The organism is Herpetosiphon geysericola (assembly GCF_001306135.1).
Classification (GTDB): Bacteria; Chloroflexota; Chloroflexia; order Chloroflexales; family Herpetosiphonaceae; genus Herpetosiphon; species Herpetosiphon geysericola.
Genome location: NZ_LGKP01000013.1, coordinates 101,128 through 116,755, shown reverse-complemented (window position 1 = coordinate 116,755; position 15,628 = coordinate 101,128). Strand labels below are relative to the sequence as shown.

Sequence of the window (15,628 nt, the reverse complement as noted above, 5' to 3'; positions counted from 1 at the left end):
CTACTGCTGCTGTGCCCGATAATAGGCAACTAGCGCATTGGCATGGCCATGGCCCATAGCATACTCGGCCTTCAGCGTAGCAACCATCTGCATATGGGTTTTGTCGGCCATCCCATCAAGAATCGTCATCCAATGATCGATCGATTGGCCATAGGTTTTTTCGATTGCTGGAAAATAGGAGGCTGGGCCTTTGACCGATGGTTCCTTGGTCATAGATATCCTTTCTGCATGGATGCTAGTTTAGTGTATGCACAATGCCACGCTACCCATAGCGCTTAAGATCGAGTTGATACGCTGCTGGATCAATGCTATCAAGCTTAACCAATGCGATACCCTCGGCGCGTAAAGCCTCAAGTTGGCCAGGAATATAGTGGGGTAGCAACAGCCCTTGTGTATCAACCACCCGATGAATCGGATACTGCTCAGGATCTGTTTTTTGCAGATAGTGTGGAATAACCCGCATAAAACTGTTCGCCACCCCCATCCCAAGCACAATTTCTTTGTAACTTACAACTTGAGCATAGGGAACAGAAGCAATAAAGCTCAAAAATCGGTTATAGGGTATAGGCGAGAGCGGCGGCTGAGTCTCCGCGCCAACTACGACCGCATCGCCACAGCGTAGCTCGCCATCAGCAAGCACCGTGCCTAAAATACCACGTTTGCCAATAATGTCCTTAATCGGCCTGCCGAGCACATGGGCGATTCGCTTACACGGTTCACAATGAAAGGTAAGCCGAATTTGCACGCTCTTGCCTAAATGGAGAACAGCGCCAGGCACAAATTCAGCCGCTGTCAGCCCAGCAAGCACGATATTTTCGCGCAAATCGCCTGGGTGCAGCATAAAAGCCTCAAGATCTTCGCGCCGGAGCACTAACACTTGCCGAGGACTCAAAGGATGGCCCTGGCAATCGCCAACAATTCCATAGCCTTGCTGCATGGTCATGCCTAGAGTGCTGACATCAACTAGCGCTTGACCTTTGGCTGGTTTGAGAAAGAGCGCCTGAATCGTAGCTCGGGGCATCGCACAATCCTTTGTGATAAGCACGCATCGGGTGCGGGCGTAGGCAGCACTGGCAAGTATAGTGGATCAAGCCAAACAGAAAAAGCTTTTTTATTATGTAAATATAATTCCGTAAAGTGATTGTTGCCATCAATTAACAATCAAGCGAATAGCCGTAGCAGCAGAATAAAGCATTGTTATTGAATCCAGCAGCTATCAGCATATTCCCGCATACCAAGCCGACGGGCAATTGCCTGCGAGGCGTAATTATCCCAGCTGGTGCTGTACATGGGAAGGATACCGAGGGCGTGGATGGCAGCAGCCCAACCAGCAACCGCTGCCTGCGCATAGCCATGGCCTCTGGCCGATTCGGTGGTTTCGACCCCAGCCTCAGCCGCAATCGCGTTGAGCCGTGCACAATAACAGACAGCAACCGCCTGCTGATCGACAATCGTCGCAACCAGCGGCCCAGCGTCATGCAGTGCGCGTTGGCTTTGTTTCCAAGGAAAATGTGCAGCCAACACCTCTGCATTAGCGGGCGTGATGAGGAGCACTATTGCCGGAACAGGCAGCAGCTCTGGCATCCAATAGCATGGCCCGCTTGCATGCTCGCTCATCGGAGCATGCACGGCTAATAGATCGCGAATTGCAGCAATCGGCGGCGGCAAAAGCATGGGATCAGTTCGCGGTGGGATGGTTTGGGCAATTGCTTCAAGGCTCTCACTCAGGTCGGCAGGTAAATCGGCTCGCAACCGCCAAAGCACATGATCATCTGTTCGGCCTAGCCAAAAACGCGGTGCTGGCTCAAGTTCATGCTCAGGATAGCCAGGATCGGCGTTGAACCGTAGCCGACCAGCCGCATCACTGATAAAAAGCGTGTCTGCATGAATCTGAAGCAATTGCTGAGCACTATACTCTGCAAGGTTCATTCGAAGCTCCTTCAATAAGAGCAAGTTGTCGCTCCGTTACGCTAAGAGCAGCGTCTGCGGAGCCGACGGCGCAGCCTGAAAAAGTTGGCGGATATGCGCATACAGAATCGGGATATCGTCTGCTCCGAGATCAAGTTCAATCTGATACTGCGCTATACCGATTTCTGCTGCTGCGCTCGGCGCTAGGTCAATAGTGCATTGGGTATCACGAATAACAAAACTCGTAATCCCACCATAGGTTGTAGCACCAGCCGAAGTACTGAGACAATAGGTAGCCATGCCTAGCGCTTGGTCCTGTTCATCAGGCTCCTCAAAGCTACGCTGCAATTCGAGATATTCTGATGGCTCCTCAGAATCATCGGCAAAAACAATCGCTAAAATGCCATCATCACACCAATCGATGCCAACTACGCGCGCCAAAAAATGAATTTTTTTCATAAATGCGATTCCTAAGGCAAAACATGGCAGCAGGATTGGATAATAAGGCCAAGCAATCCAACGGTATCCTATTCTCCTTTATGGATGGCAGACCCAGTGCAGCTTGAGTGCGCTTGCATGGGCCTGCCACTTTCCAGCCTCATAATATCCGCTTTTGGCCTAAACCGAATCGTGGCGTTTGAGCCAATTCAAGATTGCTTGGTTCGTTTCGTTGGGCTTTTCTTGCTGAATCCAATGTCCACAATCTAGATCGAGCACTTCCACGTTGGGCACGAATGTCGGCAGGTTTGGCGAGCGTTGGACGGAATCGTGGTTGCCGTAAATCATCAGCGCTGGTTGCTGGATAATTGGGTCGACATCGGCCAAGCGCTGCCAATTACGGTCAAGATTGCGATACCAATTGAGGCCACCACTAAAGCCTGATGCTTCGAATGCGGCGACGAAAATAGCCAATTCTGCATCACTCATAATCGGCTCACCGCGCGGTGTTTCAGCGTTGGCAAGATTGATCAAGGCCATTCCGGGCTGTGGCTCGCTGGGCGGCACATTTTTGCGATACAGATTGCGCAAAAATTGCATGGTATTGGCTGCGAAGATTGCATCAGCAACGCCTGGCTGGCGATTAAAGTGCACGAAATACGAATCGCTGCCAAGAATTGCCTCTAAAAATTCGAGCCATGGCATTGTGCCGCGATCCATGTAGGGCACGCTGAGGTTAATCAGTTTGTTGACCCTCGTTGGATGCAATAACGTCAATCCCCACACCACCATTGCGCCCCAATCGTGGCCAATAAACGTGGCATCGGCGTAGCCATAATGATCGAGCAGGGCAATCAGATCGCCCGTCAAATGGTCAAGATCGTAGGCTGTTACAGCTGCTGGTCTGGTTGAGTTGCCATAGCCGCGCTGATTTGGCACGATAACATGATAGCCTGCATTGGCCAAGGCTGCCAGCTGATAGCGCCACGAAAAGGCATGCTCTGGCCAGCCATGACAAAGCACAATTGGTTTGCCTCCATTGGCGTTGCCTGCTTCAAAAACTTCAAGGGTTACTCCGTTGACTGCGATTAAGCCGGGCTTGGGAAAATCGTTTGGATTAAACATTTGGCGTCCTTCATTGCTGATCGTGTTTAATGCTTATCAACACGGCGGGCTACTCATAGCGCGAGTATAATAGCCAAACGATGACAGCAGAATGTCACTGTTTTTACTGAAGCAAAGAAGGAAGCCATGGAAAAAGTCGAGCGCTTGATAGCGATTACCATGATTTTGCTGCAAAAAGAGCGAGTTTCAGCAACCGAATTTGCCCAGCTTTTCAAGGTTTCCAAGCGCACGATTCTACGCGATATGCAAACCTTGAGCATGGCGAATATCCCGATCTATGCGCTGACTGGGGTCAATGGTGGCTATGGCATTATGGATACCTACAAAGTTGATAAACGCTTGTTGAGCAGCGCCGATTTACAGCATCTCTTAACTGCGCTTGCAGGCTTGGAACAACTCATCCTCAGCGCAGAGATTGCCCAAACAATCAAAAAAATCGAGGCCATGGTCGGTCCATTAGGGCTTAATCGCTCGATGCAGCTGTCATTTTATGCTTGGGAAGGGCGGGCCGAACTGCGCGAAAGCTTAAAAATCTGCCAAACAGCGTTATTAAAGGAGCGACTTGTGGCATTTGACTACAGCGATAAAGCTGGCGTGCAAACCCAGCGCATAGTCGAGCCATATGCGCTGCATTTCAGTGAATCAAGCTGGTATTTACAAGGCTTCTGCCTTGATCGCCAAGCCTATCGGAGCTTCAAGCTCGCCAGAATGGAGCAGTTGCGGGTGGAGTTGCGTGGGTTTCAGCAGCGCGCTGATTGGCCAGCCCACGCTAATACAGCCCACACTAATCCGCAATTCGTGACCATTAAGGCGTTGGTTGCACCAAGCATCCACGACCAAATTATCGAACGCTATGGCCGAAGCAGCATTGAAGCATATACTGCTAATTATGGCCTGGCGACAATGTATGTGCCGCAGAATCCGCAAGGATTTCAGCTTTTGGCCAGCTTTGGCACTCAGATTAAAGTGCTCGAACCACAAAGCTATGTTGCTGAATTTCGCACATATCTCGTGCAAATGCTCCAAAACTATGCTTGATTAGCGCTTGGCATCAGCATCAAGCATGGGTTTGAGCAAATGACCATAGCTAACCAGATAGACTTCAAGGGTGGTGAGAGTGGGCATTGCAGTCCAATCGCTGGTTATTAAGCTGTATAGCCGCTTAACAACCCTTCTTGCCAACCTGACCCCAGAAAAGCTCAAGGTTTAATTGGGTAATGGTTGTAGGGTAACCAGCTGCTGGCAAGCGGCTTACTGGCGCTGAGAACTCAGTCCACAAGCGGTTAATCGCAGCGCTGAGTGGTGGTATTGTGATGCTGACTGGGCACTCGCCCGCTACGTATTGCATATACTGTGAGGAGTTTTTGCAATGGCATTAGAACGACTGGCTGCAGCTCCAACCGACTTTGATTTTGTGCTTGGCGACTGGAATGTTCGCCACCGACGGCTCAAAGATCGGCTGGTTGGCAGCACCGAATGGATTGAGTTCACTGGGCAGATGTCTACCCAAGCAGTGCTTGGAGGCTACGGCAATGTCGAAGACAACCTCTTGAATCTCCCAGAAGGGCCGTATCGCGCGATTGCGATTCGCTCGTTCAATCCCCAAACCATGAGTTGGTCGATCTGGTGGCTCGATGGGCGCATGCCCGGCCAGCTTGATGTGCCCGTGGTCGGAAATTTTGTCGACGAGGTGGGAACGTTCTACGCTGATGATACGCTGCGCGGCAAGCCAATTAAAGTGCGCTTCCTCTGGTTCGCGGTCACGCCAGATGAGTTGCGCTGGGAACAAGCCTTCTCCGCAGATAACGGGGATACGTGGGAAACCAACTGGATTATGGAGTTCTCACGCATTTAGTGCGACCGTCGGGCATCAATAGAGGTGTCCGACGGCTATTTAACATTAACCACAGTAGGTTATAGATATAGCATTGCTGGTAGTAACAGATAGATACGAGCAATAACCCGCTACGAATCCAATATGGCGTAAATCTGGCGGGCTACTAATCCGTTGCCCATGTTGGCGTTGCCGAACCACATCGATCCTCACTCCAAGATAAATGATCAGCGGGGAATCAAGGCATGAGTTTCTGGATCTTTGAGGAGTCCTGCGCCAATGCACGGTAGCCACTCCCACATTGAATAGCGCCATAAATCGAGATACCACAGAAAGCTACTAAGCATGAGCCAAATACGTGCTGTAACCAACGTCCAAAACCAATGAATCGCCGTTTCCCAGCGTGATGGGGTTGGCTGGTTTGATGGCACCTGCCACATAGTAACTCGCTTTCCAGCATCTTTTTATTATGTAAAATAAGAGGTAGAAATCGTATCCTAAAAAACTAAACGTAGCTTGTATCTAACGTGAGGAGGTATCTCTTCGGTGCAAGCGTAGGTGCTGCACATCGAATTGTCAAGCATAGCCCTATGTTGTAACAGCGCTGTAACATCGCAGGGCTATCCTCTCCTCAAGCAGCAACTCTGGTTATTTAATGGCTGCTGAAAGGGAGAATCCATGTCCAGCCTAATCACATCACCCCAGCCTGGCATCCACTGGCGCTATTGGCTTGTGCTCTTGACAAGTTTTGGCTATTTTGGCTTCAGCGATTGGTTGCTAACAAACATTTTTGGTTATGGGTTGTGGCCACTCTATTTGGTTAGCACAGGGTTGCTCTTTACGCTGCAATGGTGGCTGTTTGTACCTCATCCCGATGGGCTACGCTGGATCGTTGGCAGTGTTGGGGTATTTACGCTAAACTTGTTGATAACGACTTTTTGGTTAGAACCATTATTTAGATTTGCTATACAGACATATATGCCAAATTCTCCTATGGAGTTAAAATTCAGACTCCAAGCTGGACTTACCTATGGTTTTTTGGGGTTGCTGCTGGGGTTCGTCCAAGCTACCGCGCTACCAGCGTGTTATAGTCCGATCAAGTGGATTATGCTCTCGATGCTTGCCTATAGTTTGGCGGGTTTGGGGTTGTTGTATTTTCTATGAGGGTAATTATCACACTCTTCTCGCTGTGGTAGCCCAAGCGGGGCAGTTAAATTGACCCGCTTGGGCTGAGCAATGGCATTAATAGAGTTGTTCGCTCTCGTCGACATCCGCATTGACTGCTTCAAGCACGGTTTCGCTAGCGAGCTGCACCCCACAATCGGGGCAAGCATCGAAGCTAATCTCACCGCCTTGATGTTCCACATAATTCAAATCGTACTCGGTTCCACATTCACACGTTACTGATAGCTGCATAATGCCTCCTTGGCTGTATTGTAGCAAATGGCCGAAAAAAGCACGAATTGCTATGGCAGCGCATTCAGAATGTTTGGCAGTCGCCAAAACACAATCCCAGCCAGCACTAGCCTAGCCTATGCGGAAGCATAGAAAAGAAGCTAGCCACAATCGTAATGTTGTGTTCAGTGATCCTCAGTGCTAAGCATGCCAAGCCTACTGCGCGCCGCCTGGTTGGGCAAAATCAATCTGCTCAGCGCGGGCCGTGTTATTCGTGCGCCCAGGATAGGAGAGCCACTGCATGGCGATATTGAGTTCCTTAACAATAGCTGCTGCTTCGATGGTGGTGCCGCTCTCCAATTCGATTGTTCCGGTCGTATGCCCATCACTGATGAGGGTCAGATCGTAGCCGCGTTCAAGCGCAGCATAGGCGGTGGCACGAATGCACCAATTGGTTGCAGCTCCTGCTAGCACAATGTGCGAGACCTCACGCACCGCTAGTTCTTCCGCTAAACTGGTCTGTTCAAACGATGAATTAAACTGCTTATGGATGCGTGGCTCATCTGCGGCTGGCACCAGTTCTGGAACCCATTGCCATTGTGGACTATCGGTGGGCAGTTCTTCATCAGTATGTTGAACCCACAGCACGGGAACATTTTCAGCACGGGCACGCTCCACAACATGGGCAATATTCCCGATAATCCGCGCGGCATCCCACGCCTCATTAACCACTCCGACCTGAACATCAACAACGACGAGTGCTGCCTTGTTTCCTTCGCGGATAGTTGCCATACAGTGCTCCTTTGGCGCAATTTAGCAGATACTATTGGTGTATCATAGCACATATGTACGAATTTAATGCTTCAAAACGATGCTTGCGGAAGTTCCCTGTTTTTTCCTCAGTAATCAGCTAAAATCAAGCCTGCTGCGCGGTCAATAGCACTGGCGCTAACGAATCAAGGGCGGTGTTAACTCGAATTTCAATCAGCAATTCAGCATCAATAAAATCCAAGGTTAATGTATACACAAATGGCGTTTCGTGGAGCCGCAGCTGCATTGTAAAGCTCGTCTCGCTTATCCATGCCCCACTGGCAACAAACGGGGTATGGCCAAAAAATGCTTGCTGAAACAGCGCCGTCGCTCCAGTCTGCCAAACTCCATAGCCACAAGCAAGCGTTTCTAGGCTCGTCGCTGTTTGGCAAATCAGGTGACAACCAGTTGCGTTAAAGTGCAGACGTATCCGTTCAAGCCCGAGCCGATTGGCGCCAACGTCATAGCTGCGGCCAGAAACCAGCTCTGCAAGCGGCGAGCTCGCTTGGCCTGCAACTGTGGGGAAATGCAAGCTTGCCAATTTTTCAGTTAACCCGTGGTGGGTAGCAGGATCAGCAGCTAAACTGTCAGCGCCCATGATCGGCAACAACAGCTGCCACACCAAATCCAAGGGCTGCTGCATCGCAAACACATCTATTCCAGCAGTTATCGCCAGCACTGCATCCTGCGCTGGCAGCACAAGGCAATATTGGCCAAACACGCCATCGCCACGATAGGCTCCATGGCGGCAACGCCAAAATTGATAGCCATAGCCTTGCGCCCAATCAGAATCAGGATCATCACCATTTGCGATCTGGAGTGCCGTCGCTTGCTCCACCCAAGCTGCGGAAAGAATTCTTTGTTTGTTCCACAGACCTTTTTGCAAATACAACTGACCAAATTTAGCCACCGCTTCGGTGGTCAGGCTTAGGCCAATGCCGCCAAGCGTAATTCCTTGCGGCGATTCCTGCCAGTGCATTTGCTCAATCCCCAAGGGTGCAAACAAACGCGGGCCAAGATAGTCGCTCAAACGCATACCAGTCGTTGTTTGAATAATTGCTGAGAGCAGGTAGGTCGCACCTGTGTTATAAACAAACTGATTGCCAGGCGCAGTCGCAATTGGATACGCCAAAAAGGCTTTAATCCAATTGCCATCAGCTCGTTCATTCATCGCCGTCCATGGGTCGCTCGCATGGCCAGTTGCCATCGTAAGCAGGTGTTTAACCTGCATTGCTGCCAAAAAGTCGCTCACCACCAGCGGGGTTTCAGCAGGAAAAAAGCCGATAACCGAATCATTAAGGGCAAAATAGCCTTCGTCAATTGCCAGCCCAATCGCTGTCGCGGTAAAACTTTTGCTCAGCGAAAACAACAAATGTGGTCGTTCAGCAGCGTATGGCGACCACCATGCCTCGGCCACAACCGCACCATGGCGCACAAGCATCACACTATGCAGCTCGTGAATCTGGCTATCAAGTGCTTCGATAAAGCGCAACAATCCGAGCGACGAAATACCCTGTTGTTCAGGCGCTGTCCGTGGCAAGCGATATTCATTATGTAAAATCATAGTAATAAACTCCATGCACAAGCCATTGCAATCTGCTTGCTATCGTAGCAGCAGGTGCAACAAGCATGAAGTTTGGACAAACCTATATTGGTTGCCAAAGCGCTGGTACAATCTGCGGTTCCCAGCCGGGCAAAGAGGTATGGGCTTGAATACAGCGATAGCGTATGCCATTATGCAGCACAAGGCTGCCAACGCTATAGCTGGTGTAAGCCTGCCAAGGATTAATTCCATTGGGAGTTGCGGTTGGCGATGGCGGGGCCATGGTTGGCACAAGGGTTGGGGTGGCACTCGCGGGAATCAGCGTTGGAATTGGCGTGCTGGTGCTCGTTGGAAGCTTGGTTGCTATAGTTGTTGGCGTATTGGTGCTGCTAGGGTTAGGAACATAGGGAAATTGCTGAGTGCCAGCGACATCGCCCTCAGCACGCAACGGAATATTGCTATCGGTCACAACATTGCCATACACATCAGTAATTCGGAATGTGAAAGGGCCTGTGCCCATGCCGCCGGGCACCAGAAAATAGTTATAATGCGCCCGCTCGACAGCTTGAAAAACCCCTTGGGGATTGCGAAACTCAAACTTGGCGATTGCATTGCGATGATTGCGCAATTGAACCCCAGCCCACCATTGGCTACTTCCTTCTTTGTAATTGTAAATCAGCTTACCACTAAGATTGGGAGCGCTGATTAATTGCCATGTAATTGGCACGTTACCAGCCTCAAGCGCGGCAATTCGCTCGAAGGCTTGCGGGCTAAGGTCGATCCCACCAACCACACAGCCTGGGCAACGATCAATAATTTTGACCGTTACGCTGCCTCGTGGCCCATTGACGGTCACAGAGGCTCCGCAATAATCGGCCAAACCATAATCGCTGGTATTGATTGCAGCCACCAGCAAATCGCTGGGCAACGGCAAGCTACAATTGCCCATGCCAACCGTTGGGTCATAATGGGTCGCCCGACCAGTGCGCAACGCCCATGGATTGCCAAGTGACTGGATCGATTGCGCATTGCTTTGGGCAACCAACACAGCCGAAGCAAGCAGCATAGCCAACACCAACCACAGGCCAATGAGCATGCGTTTCGATTGAATCCGCGCCATAAAATCCTCCAAACTGCATAACAACACCATGGTGATTTCATTCTTGGCTAGGATGTTAATAAATTCAATGAAATTACAAACACTACTTTAAGCAAATTTTTACAAATGTCAAGCTTCGAAGTGGCGCAGCTGTAGCCAATTCGGCAATCGACCAGTGGCTGATCACATGGCAATGATCAGCCATTAACATTACAACCTTAAACGCATGCCAATACCAGCGCTACGCCAACAAAAACGGGGCAACGAGCTGGGCGACGAGCGGTGTTGCCATCAGCGTGTAATGGGTTGTGCCAGGCACAATCGCTAGCTGGCCAGCTGGCCGACCAGAACCATCCATGCCGCCATCGCGCTGGCCGCCGCCCAGCTGGCGGTAGAAATCAATAATACCCTCAGGCCGCCAACAGTCTGCATCAGCAAAGACCAGCATCACTGGCATCGGTAGTGTCGCCACCGCCTCCGACCAGTCATAGTCGTGGGCCAGCATCTCGCCCAGCTTGGTAAAGAGTCGCGTCCAATCGACAGCGGGGTAGAGCTGGGCCAATGGCGATTGCTGCAAAGCAGCACCAATCTGCGGCGCGTTAGCACCCAAGGTATCAAAGCCAGCAATCCCCTCTGGGTAGGCATCGGCGCGGCGCATGGGGGTTGAGACGAGCACCAAGCGCTGCACAAGCGCAGGATGGCGAATCGCCAACTGTAACGCCACCGCAGCCCCCATCGAATAGCCCATCACGGCTGCTTGGTTAAGCCCCAACAGCTCGATCAGCGCGGCTACATCGTCGGCCATAAACTCGCGGCGCAGTGGTCGATCACTATCGAGCGTTTGACCATGGCCCTGCAAATGTACGGCAAACACTTGGTGCGTCTTTGCCAGCTCTGTTAAGGTCGGCCCAAAAGTATCACTGGGGTTCACGCCCCCATGGAGCAAAAAGAGCGGCGCACCACTCCCATGAACCTCATAGTAAAGTTTCAGTCCGTTAAGCTCGACATACTGGCCTTGAACTACGTTTGAATCAAGCATACATCACGCTCCTTTCGCAATGGGCAGCAAATGGGCTGCGGGTCTATAGCAGTCTTGCGCTAGCCTACCGACCATGCATGGCGCTAATCGAACATCCATGCTATTTTTATGGCTATCATCGCGCAAAAGCGTTTAATTTGCAACCCTGAAAACGCTAGCAACGGCCTTTCTGCTTGTGCTCCAAACCTTAGCGCTAGTTATGACTGAATCGATATTGCTTTCTACTGCATTCAACGAGTGGTTATCGGCTATGATGGTCTGCGCACAGCAATAGGCACGAATTAACCACCCAATGCTGAGGGTTAATTGTGAATTGTTGTTGCAGCTCATCAGGGTGATCAGTCCCGCCACGCTGGTGATAAAGCAGATTCGATTGCAGTTCGAAAGGATATACTGTGAAGATCCAACGTCCGGCCAACCTTGGCCTGATTCTCCTCGCGTTTATTGCCTTTGTGGCTCTTGGGCTGCCCGATGGACTGCTGGGAGTTGGCTGGCCCTCGATTCGCGCAAGTTTCGCCCAGCCGCTTGATGCAATTGGCTTATTTTTGACCGCCTCGGTTGTTGGGTATATGGGTTCGACTTTTCTAAGCGGCATGTTGTTGGCGCGACTAGGCGTAGGCCGAATGCTGGCTATTAGTTGTTTGCTCACCGGAGTGGCATTAATTGGCTATACCCTTGTGCCTGCATGGTGGATGATGGCGGCGCTCGGCACGCTTGCTGGCATGGGCGCTGGCGCGATCGATGCAGGCCTCAACACCTATGTGGCAGCCCATTTTAGCGAAGGCCTAATGCAATGGTTGCATGCAAGCTGGGGCGTTGGGGTAACGCTCGGTCCAATCATCATGACCTTAGGGCTTTCGAACCTCAATACATGGCGCTTTGGCTATTTGGTGGTCGGCTGCTTCCAAATTGGCTTGGCGCTTTGTTTTGCCCTGACTCGGCATATGTGGAGTCGGCATACTGCTGCCGCCAGTGCAGAGCCAGAAATCCGCCTGACCGATTATAAAACGCCAATGAGCACAACCTTGAGCCAGCCGCGGGTTTGGCTTAGCATCACGCTGTTTTTCCTATATGTTGGTGGTGAGGCCTCGCTTGGTACTTGGACATACAGTTTGCTGACCGAATCGCGCGGCGTGGAGCCAACGTTGGCGGGCTTCTTTGCTGGGAGCTATTGGTTTAGCTTTACAATCGGGCGGATTGTGGCTGGCCTGATCGCCACTCGTTTAGGAGTGCATCGGCTGGTGTTGGGCGGCTTAACTGGAGCATTTCTTGGGGCAGCGCTGCTGCTCTGGAATCCCTCGCCGCTCGCGAATGTAGTTGCTGTAGCCATCATTGGCCTCGCGATTGCGCCGATCTTTCCCGCTTTGATGTCGGGCACCAAAACTCGCGTAGGCGACCACCATGCAGCCAATACCATCGGCATGCAAATGACCGCAACTGGCTTTGGCATAGCGGTCATCCCCAGTTTGTTGGGCGTTTTCGCGCGCCGAATGTCGCTAGAAATTATCCCCATCTGTTTGCTCGTCGTCTATGCAGTGATGATTGGGGTCTATATCGTAGCAGTACGGGTTCAAAAGCCCATAAGCATAGCCAGCAATGTAGAAGCAGAGCATTCATAATCAGAACCAATCGCAAACCCCACAGAATGCACTATGCCCATTAAAAGCATAGTGCATTCTGCTTTTAGGCCAGCTACGAGGCCTAAACCATTTAGCGTTCGCCAATTGCATAGGGTTGCCATTCTGCTGGCCAATCCTCAGGCTCATAGATGTCATAGCTGATGCGCTATACCTCTCCTTTTTCGTTTGCTTTGTAGCCGTATTCTAGCAGCAAGCGATGGTATAATCCAAGCATGCCCCAACTGCAATAAATCTGCGCCACGATGCTCTATCTACTAGGCACTTTAATCGTTAAAAGGAGTTCTTTGATGAAGCCTGAAGACATTGCGAAAAAAGTTCGCGAAGCAGCCGAAGATGGGCTGAAAAAAGCTCAAACCAATAGCGTCGATGATCATCTCGATCACGCGAGCGATCAGCATGATCGTCGCCCAGCCAAGGAAGCAGACGAACATATTACCTTGCGCAAACGCCGCCGCCCAAGTGGCAACGACAACGAATAATCATCAGTTCATTATTGGATATACTCGCCGATTTTTGCACTTTGTAGGAGTGTTGTATGCAGCAGATTGCGCCGCGACGCTGGCGTTTGACGCGTTTTAGCTTCGTTTTACTCTTGCTCTTAGCCGCTTGTGCCGATCTCTCCGAACCAACTCCGGTGGCAAAACGCACTCCGATTGCTGGCCAAGCCACACCTGCCGCTCCAACCCGCACCGCCGCTGGCCGCGATGATCAGACCTGGCTGATTATGCTCTACTCCGATGCCGACGATGAGATTCTTGAGGAAGATATGCTCAACGATCTCAACGAGGCCGAATTGGTTGGCTCGACCGATCGGGTGCGCGTGGTCGCCCAAATGGATCGCTACGATGGTGGCTACGATGGCGATGGCGATTGGACCAGCACCAAACGCTTTTACATCGAACAAGACGACAACCTTGAGCAAATGAACTCCAAGGAACTTGCCGACCTTGGCGAGCAAAACATGGCCGATGCAGATACGCTGATCGATTTTGTCACATGGGCTGCCAAAGCCTATCCCTCGGATAAATATGTGCTCATTATGTCGGATCATGGCTCGGGCTGGCCAGGTGGCTGGACTGACCCCGAACCTTCAACTTTGGGTCGCCACGATATTCCCTTGGCCGAGAGCTTTGGCGATATGCTGTTTCTGATGGAAATGAGCGAAGCTTTTGAACATATCATCGCTGAAACCGGAATTGGCGAATTTGAACTGATTGGCTTTGATGCATGTTTGATGAGCCATGTTGAGGTCTATAGCGCGATTGCGCCCTATGCCCGCTATGCAGTGGCCTCGCAAGAGGTCGAGCCATCGCTTGGTTGGGCCTATGCCGCCATTCTTGGCCGCCTAACCGATAGCCCAGAGATTGATGGCGCTGAGCTTTCGCGGGCGATCGTCGATAGTTACATCGAGCAAGATCAACAAATTCTCGATGACGATGCACGGGCCAAGTATGTTTCGCGTACCTACGACTTCGATGGCGAGGTCTCTGCCGAAGAAGTGTTAGTGCAAGAGCGTAAGGCCATTACGCTCACAGCGGTTGATTTGGGCAAATTGCCAGCAGTTATTGATGCGCTTGATCGCTTAGTGATCACCTTGGCCGAGGCCGAACGCAAAGATATAGCCGCCGCCCGCCGCTATACCCAAGCCTTCGAGAGTGTTTTTGATAGCGATCAGCCCAAGCCCTATATTGATCTTGGCCACTTTGCCCAATTGCTCAAGCAAAAAGTCAATGTGCCAAGCGTCAATAAAGCCGCCGACGACTTGATTAAGGCCATCGACAAGAGCTTGATCGAAGAAAAACATGGCGACGAAAAAGCTGGCGCAACTGGCATTTCGATTCACTTTCCCAATTCGAAGCTCTACACGAGCGCCGATGCTGGCTATAAATCGTATAACACGGTCGCGGTAAGCTTCGTTAATGATTCGTTGTGGGATGAATTTTTGGCCTTCCAATACGCCAAAAAGCCCTTGCCAACCACCGTTGAGCAACCAACCGCAACCATCGAACGCCAGCCAACGCCTGAACCAGTCGATGTCGGCGATGTCGAAGCTCCTGGTGCCGACCCAATTACGGTTGCGCCGATTCAGCTTTCGTCCACAACTGCCAGCCTCGATCGGCCTGTTGTGCTCAACAGCAGCATCACTGGCGATAATATTGCCTTTGTTTATATCTTCATCGGCTATTACGATCAAGAATCCGATGCAATTCGCGTGTTGGATATGGATTATCTTGATGCTGAGCAAACGCGCGAAATTGGCGGGGTCTTTTATCCCGATTGGGGCACGGCCTCAACGATTGATATTGAGTTCGAGTGGGATACCCAAGTGTTTGCCATGCAGAACGAAACCCAATCGAGCTTAGCCTTATTCAGCCCCGAAGATTATGGCGCGTCGCCAGAAGAGGCAACCTACACGGTTGAAGGCTTGTACACGACCGCCAAAGGCAAAAAGAGCCGCCGCGCTTTGTTGTTGTTCAGCAATGGCGAGTTGGTGCAAGTGCTGGGCTACACGGGCAAGGAAGATACCGGCTCGTTGCGCGAAATCAACCCCAAGCCCGGCGATAAATTTGTGCTGCTCGATACTTGGCTCGAAGAATCGCAGCAAACAGGCGAGAGCGAATTTGTCAATTACGAAGGCGAAGATTTCGTTTTTGGCTCGGATAACTTTACATGGAAGCTTGAGCCAGCTCCAGCAGGCAACTATTTGGTTGGTTTCTTTGCCGAAGATTTTGATGGCAATGTCTATTCAGCCTACGAAACCTTGATCGTCGAATAATTGCTTTAAACACACAAGGCG

16 protein-coding genes are annotated in these 15,628 nt (G+C 51.1%); 5 read left to right on the top strand and 11 right to left on the bottom strand.

All coding sequences use genetic code 11. The features are described from left to right. From SE18_RS08160 to SE18_RS08140, 5 genes are all read right to left on the bottom strand, one after another. Positions 1 to 213: a DUF4287 domain-containing protein gene (locus tag SE18_RS08160; protein WP_054533944.1), complete on the bottom strand. Its 213-nt coding sequence runs from the start codon at positions 211 to 213 to the stop codon at positions 1 to 3. A 49-nt stretch (positions 214 to 262) separates the two neighbouring features. Further along, positions 263 to 1,021, bottom strand: coding sequence for an MOSC domain-containing protein (locus tag SE18_RS08155; protein WP_054533943.1), 759 nt, complete (start codon positions 1,019 to 1,021; stop codon positions 263 to 265). A 176-nt stretch (positions 1,022 to 1,197) separates the two neighbouring features. Next, entirely contained in the window at positions 1,198 to 1,929 is a 732-nt protein-coding gene (locus tag SE18_RS08150) for a GNAT family N-acetyltransferase (RefSeq protein WP_054533942.1), read from the bottom strand. A 36-nt stretch (positions 1,930 to 1,965) separates the two neighbouring features. Continuing rightward, the gene (locus SE18_RS08145; RefSeq protein ID WP_054533941.1) at positions 1,966 to 2,367 is read right to left on the bottom strand and encodes an Imm10 family immunity protein; all 402 of its coding nucleotides are present in this window, start codon (positions 2,365 to 2,367) and stop codon (positions 1,966 to 1,968) included. Between the two features lie 159 nt (positions 2,368 to 2,526). Beyond that, positions 2,527 to 3,471: an alpha/beta fold hydrolase gene (locus SE18_RS08140; RefSeq protein ID WP_054533940.1), complete on the bottom strand. Its 945-nt coding sequence runs from the start codon at positions 3,469 to 3,471 to the stop codon at positions 2,527 to 2,529. 126 nt (positions 3,472 to 3,597) lie between these two features. Between SE18_RS08140 and SE18_RS08135 the strand changes: the two genes are divergently transcribed. Beyond that, entirely contained in the window at positions 3,598 to 4,509 is a 912-nt protein-coding gene (locus SE18_RS08135) for a helix-turn-helix transcriptional regulator (protein ID WP_054533939.1), read from the top strand. 331 nt (positions 4,510 to 4,840) lie between these two features. Next, entirely contained in the window at positions 4,841 to 5,326 is a 486-nt protein-coding gene (locus SE18_RS08130) for a hypothetical protein (protein WP_054533938.1), read from the top strand. A gap of 206 nt (positions 5,327 to 5,532) precedes the next feature. Here the strand turns inward: SE18_RS08130 and SE18_RS08125 are convergent, their stop codons facing one another. From SE18_RS08125 to SE18_RS08100, 6 genes are all read right to left on the bottom strand, one after another. Next, on the bottom strand, positions 5,533 to 5,745 hold the full coding sequence (locus SE18_RS08125) for a hypothetical protein (RefSeq protein WP_054533937.1): 213 nt from the start codon (positions 5,743 to 5,745) through the stop codon (positions 5,533 to 5,535). An 802-nt stretch (positions 5,746 to 6,547) separates the two neighbouring features. Then, on the bottom strand, positions 6,548 to 6,721 hold the full coding sequence (locus SE18_RS27430) for a hypothetical protein (protein ID WP_160319482.1): 174 nt from the start codon (positions 6,719 to 6,721) through the stop codon (positions 6,548 to 6,550). A 195-nt stretch (positions 6,722 to 6,916) separates the two neighbouring features. Next, positions 6,917 to 7,492: a cysteine hydrolase family protein gene (locus tag SE18_RS08115; RefSeq protein WP_054533935.1), complete on the bottom strand. Its 576-nt coding sequence runs from the start codon at positions 7,490 to 7,492 to the stop codon at positions 6,917 to 6,919. A gap of 124 nt (positions 7,493 to 7,616) precedes the next feature. After that, positions 7,617 to 9,074 carry a serine hydrolase domain-containing protein gene (locus SE18_RS08110; RefSeq protein WP_054533934.1) on the bottom strand — a complete coding sequence of 486 codons (1,458 nt, stop codon included), beginning with the start codon at positions 9,072 to 9,074 and terminating at the stop codon, positions 7,617 to 7,619. Between the two features lie 82 nt (positions 9,075 to 9,156). After that, positions 9,157 to 10,173, bottom strand: a complete 1,017-nt coding sequence (locus SE18_RS08105) for an expansin EXLX1 family cellulose-binding protein (protein ID WP_083469781.1) — start codon at positions 10,171 to 10,173, stop codon at positions 9,157 to 9,159. A gap of 220 nt (positions 10,174 to 10,393) precedes the next feature. Further along, the gene (locus SE18_RS08100) at positions 10,394 to 11,191 is read right to left on the bottom strand and encodes an alpha/beta fold hydrolase (RefSeq protein WP_054533933.1); all 798 of its coding nucleotides are present in this window, start codon (positions 11,189 to 11,191) and stop codon (positions 10,394 to 10,396) included. A gap of 395 nt (positions 11,192 to 11,586) precedes the next feature. Here SE18_RS08100 and SE18_RS08095 point away from each other — a divergent pair, with 395 nt between their 5' ends. The 3 genes from SE18_RS08095 (at position 11,587) to SE18_RS08085 (ending at position 15,607) form a co-directional block, all read left to right on the top strand. After that, positions 11,587 to 12,810 (top strand): MFS transporter, encoded by a 1,224-nt coding sequence (locus SE18_RS08095; protein WP_054533932.1) that lies wholly within the window; start codon positions 11,587 to 11,589, stop codon positions 12,808 to 12,810. 308 nt (positions 12,811 to 13,118) lie between these two features. Beyond that, the gene (locus tag SE18_RS08090) at positions 13,119 to 13,310 is read left to right on the top strand and encodes a hypothetical protein (protein WP_054533931.1); all 192 of its coding nucleotides are present in this window, start codon (positions 13,119 to 13,121) and stop codon (positions 13,308 to 13,310) included. Between the two features lie 56 nt (positions 13,311 to 13,366). Further along, positions 13,367 to 15,607, top strand: coding sequence for a clostripain-related cysteine peptidase (locus SE18_RS08085; protein ID WP_054533930.1), 2,241 nt, complete (start codon positions 13,367 to 13,369; stop codon positions 15,605 to 15,607). Positions 15,608 to 15,628: the final 21 nt, after the last annotated feature.

What these genes read in the sequence shown, in the direction of transcription:
- SE18_RS08090 (WP_054533931.1), top strand. Translation starts at nt 13,119, where the DNA reads ATGAAGCCTGAAGACATTGCGAAAAAAGTTCGCGAAGCAGCCGAAGAT.
- SE18_RS08110 (WP_054533934.1), bottom strand. Translation starts at nt 9,074, where the DNA reads ATGATTTTACATAATGAATATCGCTTGCCACGGACAGCGCCTGAACAA.
- SE18_RS08100 (WP_054533933.1), bottom strand. Translation starts at nt 11,191, where the DNA reads ATGCTTGATTCAAACGTAGTTCAAGGCCAGTATGTCGAGCTTAACGGA.
- SE18_RS08160 (WP_054533944.1), bottom strand. Translation starts at nt 213, where the DNA reads ATGACCAAGGAACCATCGGTCAAAGGCCCAGCCTCCTATTTTCCAGCA.
- SE18_RS27430 (WP_160319482.1), bottom strand. Translation starts at nt 6,721, where the DNA reads ATGCAGCTATCAGTAACGTGTGAATGTGGAACCGAGTACGATTTGAAT.
- SE18_RS08105 (WP_083469781.1), bottom strand. Translation starts at nt 10,173, where the DNA reads ATGGCGCGGATTCAATCGAAACGCATGCTCATTGGCCTGTGGTTGGTG.
- SE18_RS08145 (WP_054533941.1), bottom strand. Translation starts at nt 2,367, where the DNA reads ATGAAAAAAATTCATTTTTTGGCGCGCGTAGTTGGCATCGATTGGTGT.
- SE18_RS08130 (WP_054533938.1), top strand. Translation starts at nt 4,841, where the DNA reads ATGGCATTAGAACGACTGGCTGCAGCTCCAACCGACTTTGATTTTGTG.
- SE18_RS08085 (WP_054533930.1), top strand. Translation starts at nt 13,367, where the DNA reads ATGCAGCAGATTGCGCCGCGACGCTGGCGTTTGACGCGTTTTAGCTTC.
- SE18_RS08125 (WP_054533937.1), bottom strand. Translation starts at nt 5,745, where the DNA reads ATGTGGCAGGTGCCATCAAACCAGCCAACCCCATCACGCTGGGAAACG.
- SE18_RS08150 (WP_054533942.1), bottom strand. Translation starts at nt 1,929, where the DNA reads ATGAACCTTGCAGAGTATAGTGCTCAGCAATTGCTTCAGATTCATGCA.
- SE18_RS08115 (WP_054533935.1), bottom strand. Translation starts at nt 7,492, where the DNA reads ATGGCAACTATCCGCGAAGGAAACAAGGCAGCACTCGTCGTTGTTGAT.
- SE18_RS08155 (WP_054533943.1), bottom strand. Translation starts at nt 1,021, where the DNA reads ATGCCCCGAGCTACGATTCAGGCGCTCTTTCTCAAACCAGCCAAAGGT.
- SE18_RS08140 (WP_054533940.1), bottom strand. Translation starts at nt 3,471, where the DNA reads ATGTTTAATCCAAACGATTTTCCCAAGCCCGGCTTAATCGCAGTCAAC.
- SE18_RS08135 (WP_054533939.1), top strand. Translation starts at nt 3,598, where the DNA reads ATGGAAAAAGTCGAGCGCTTGATAGCGATTACCATGATTTTGCTGCAA.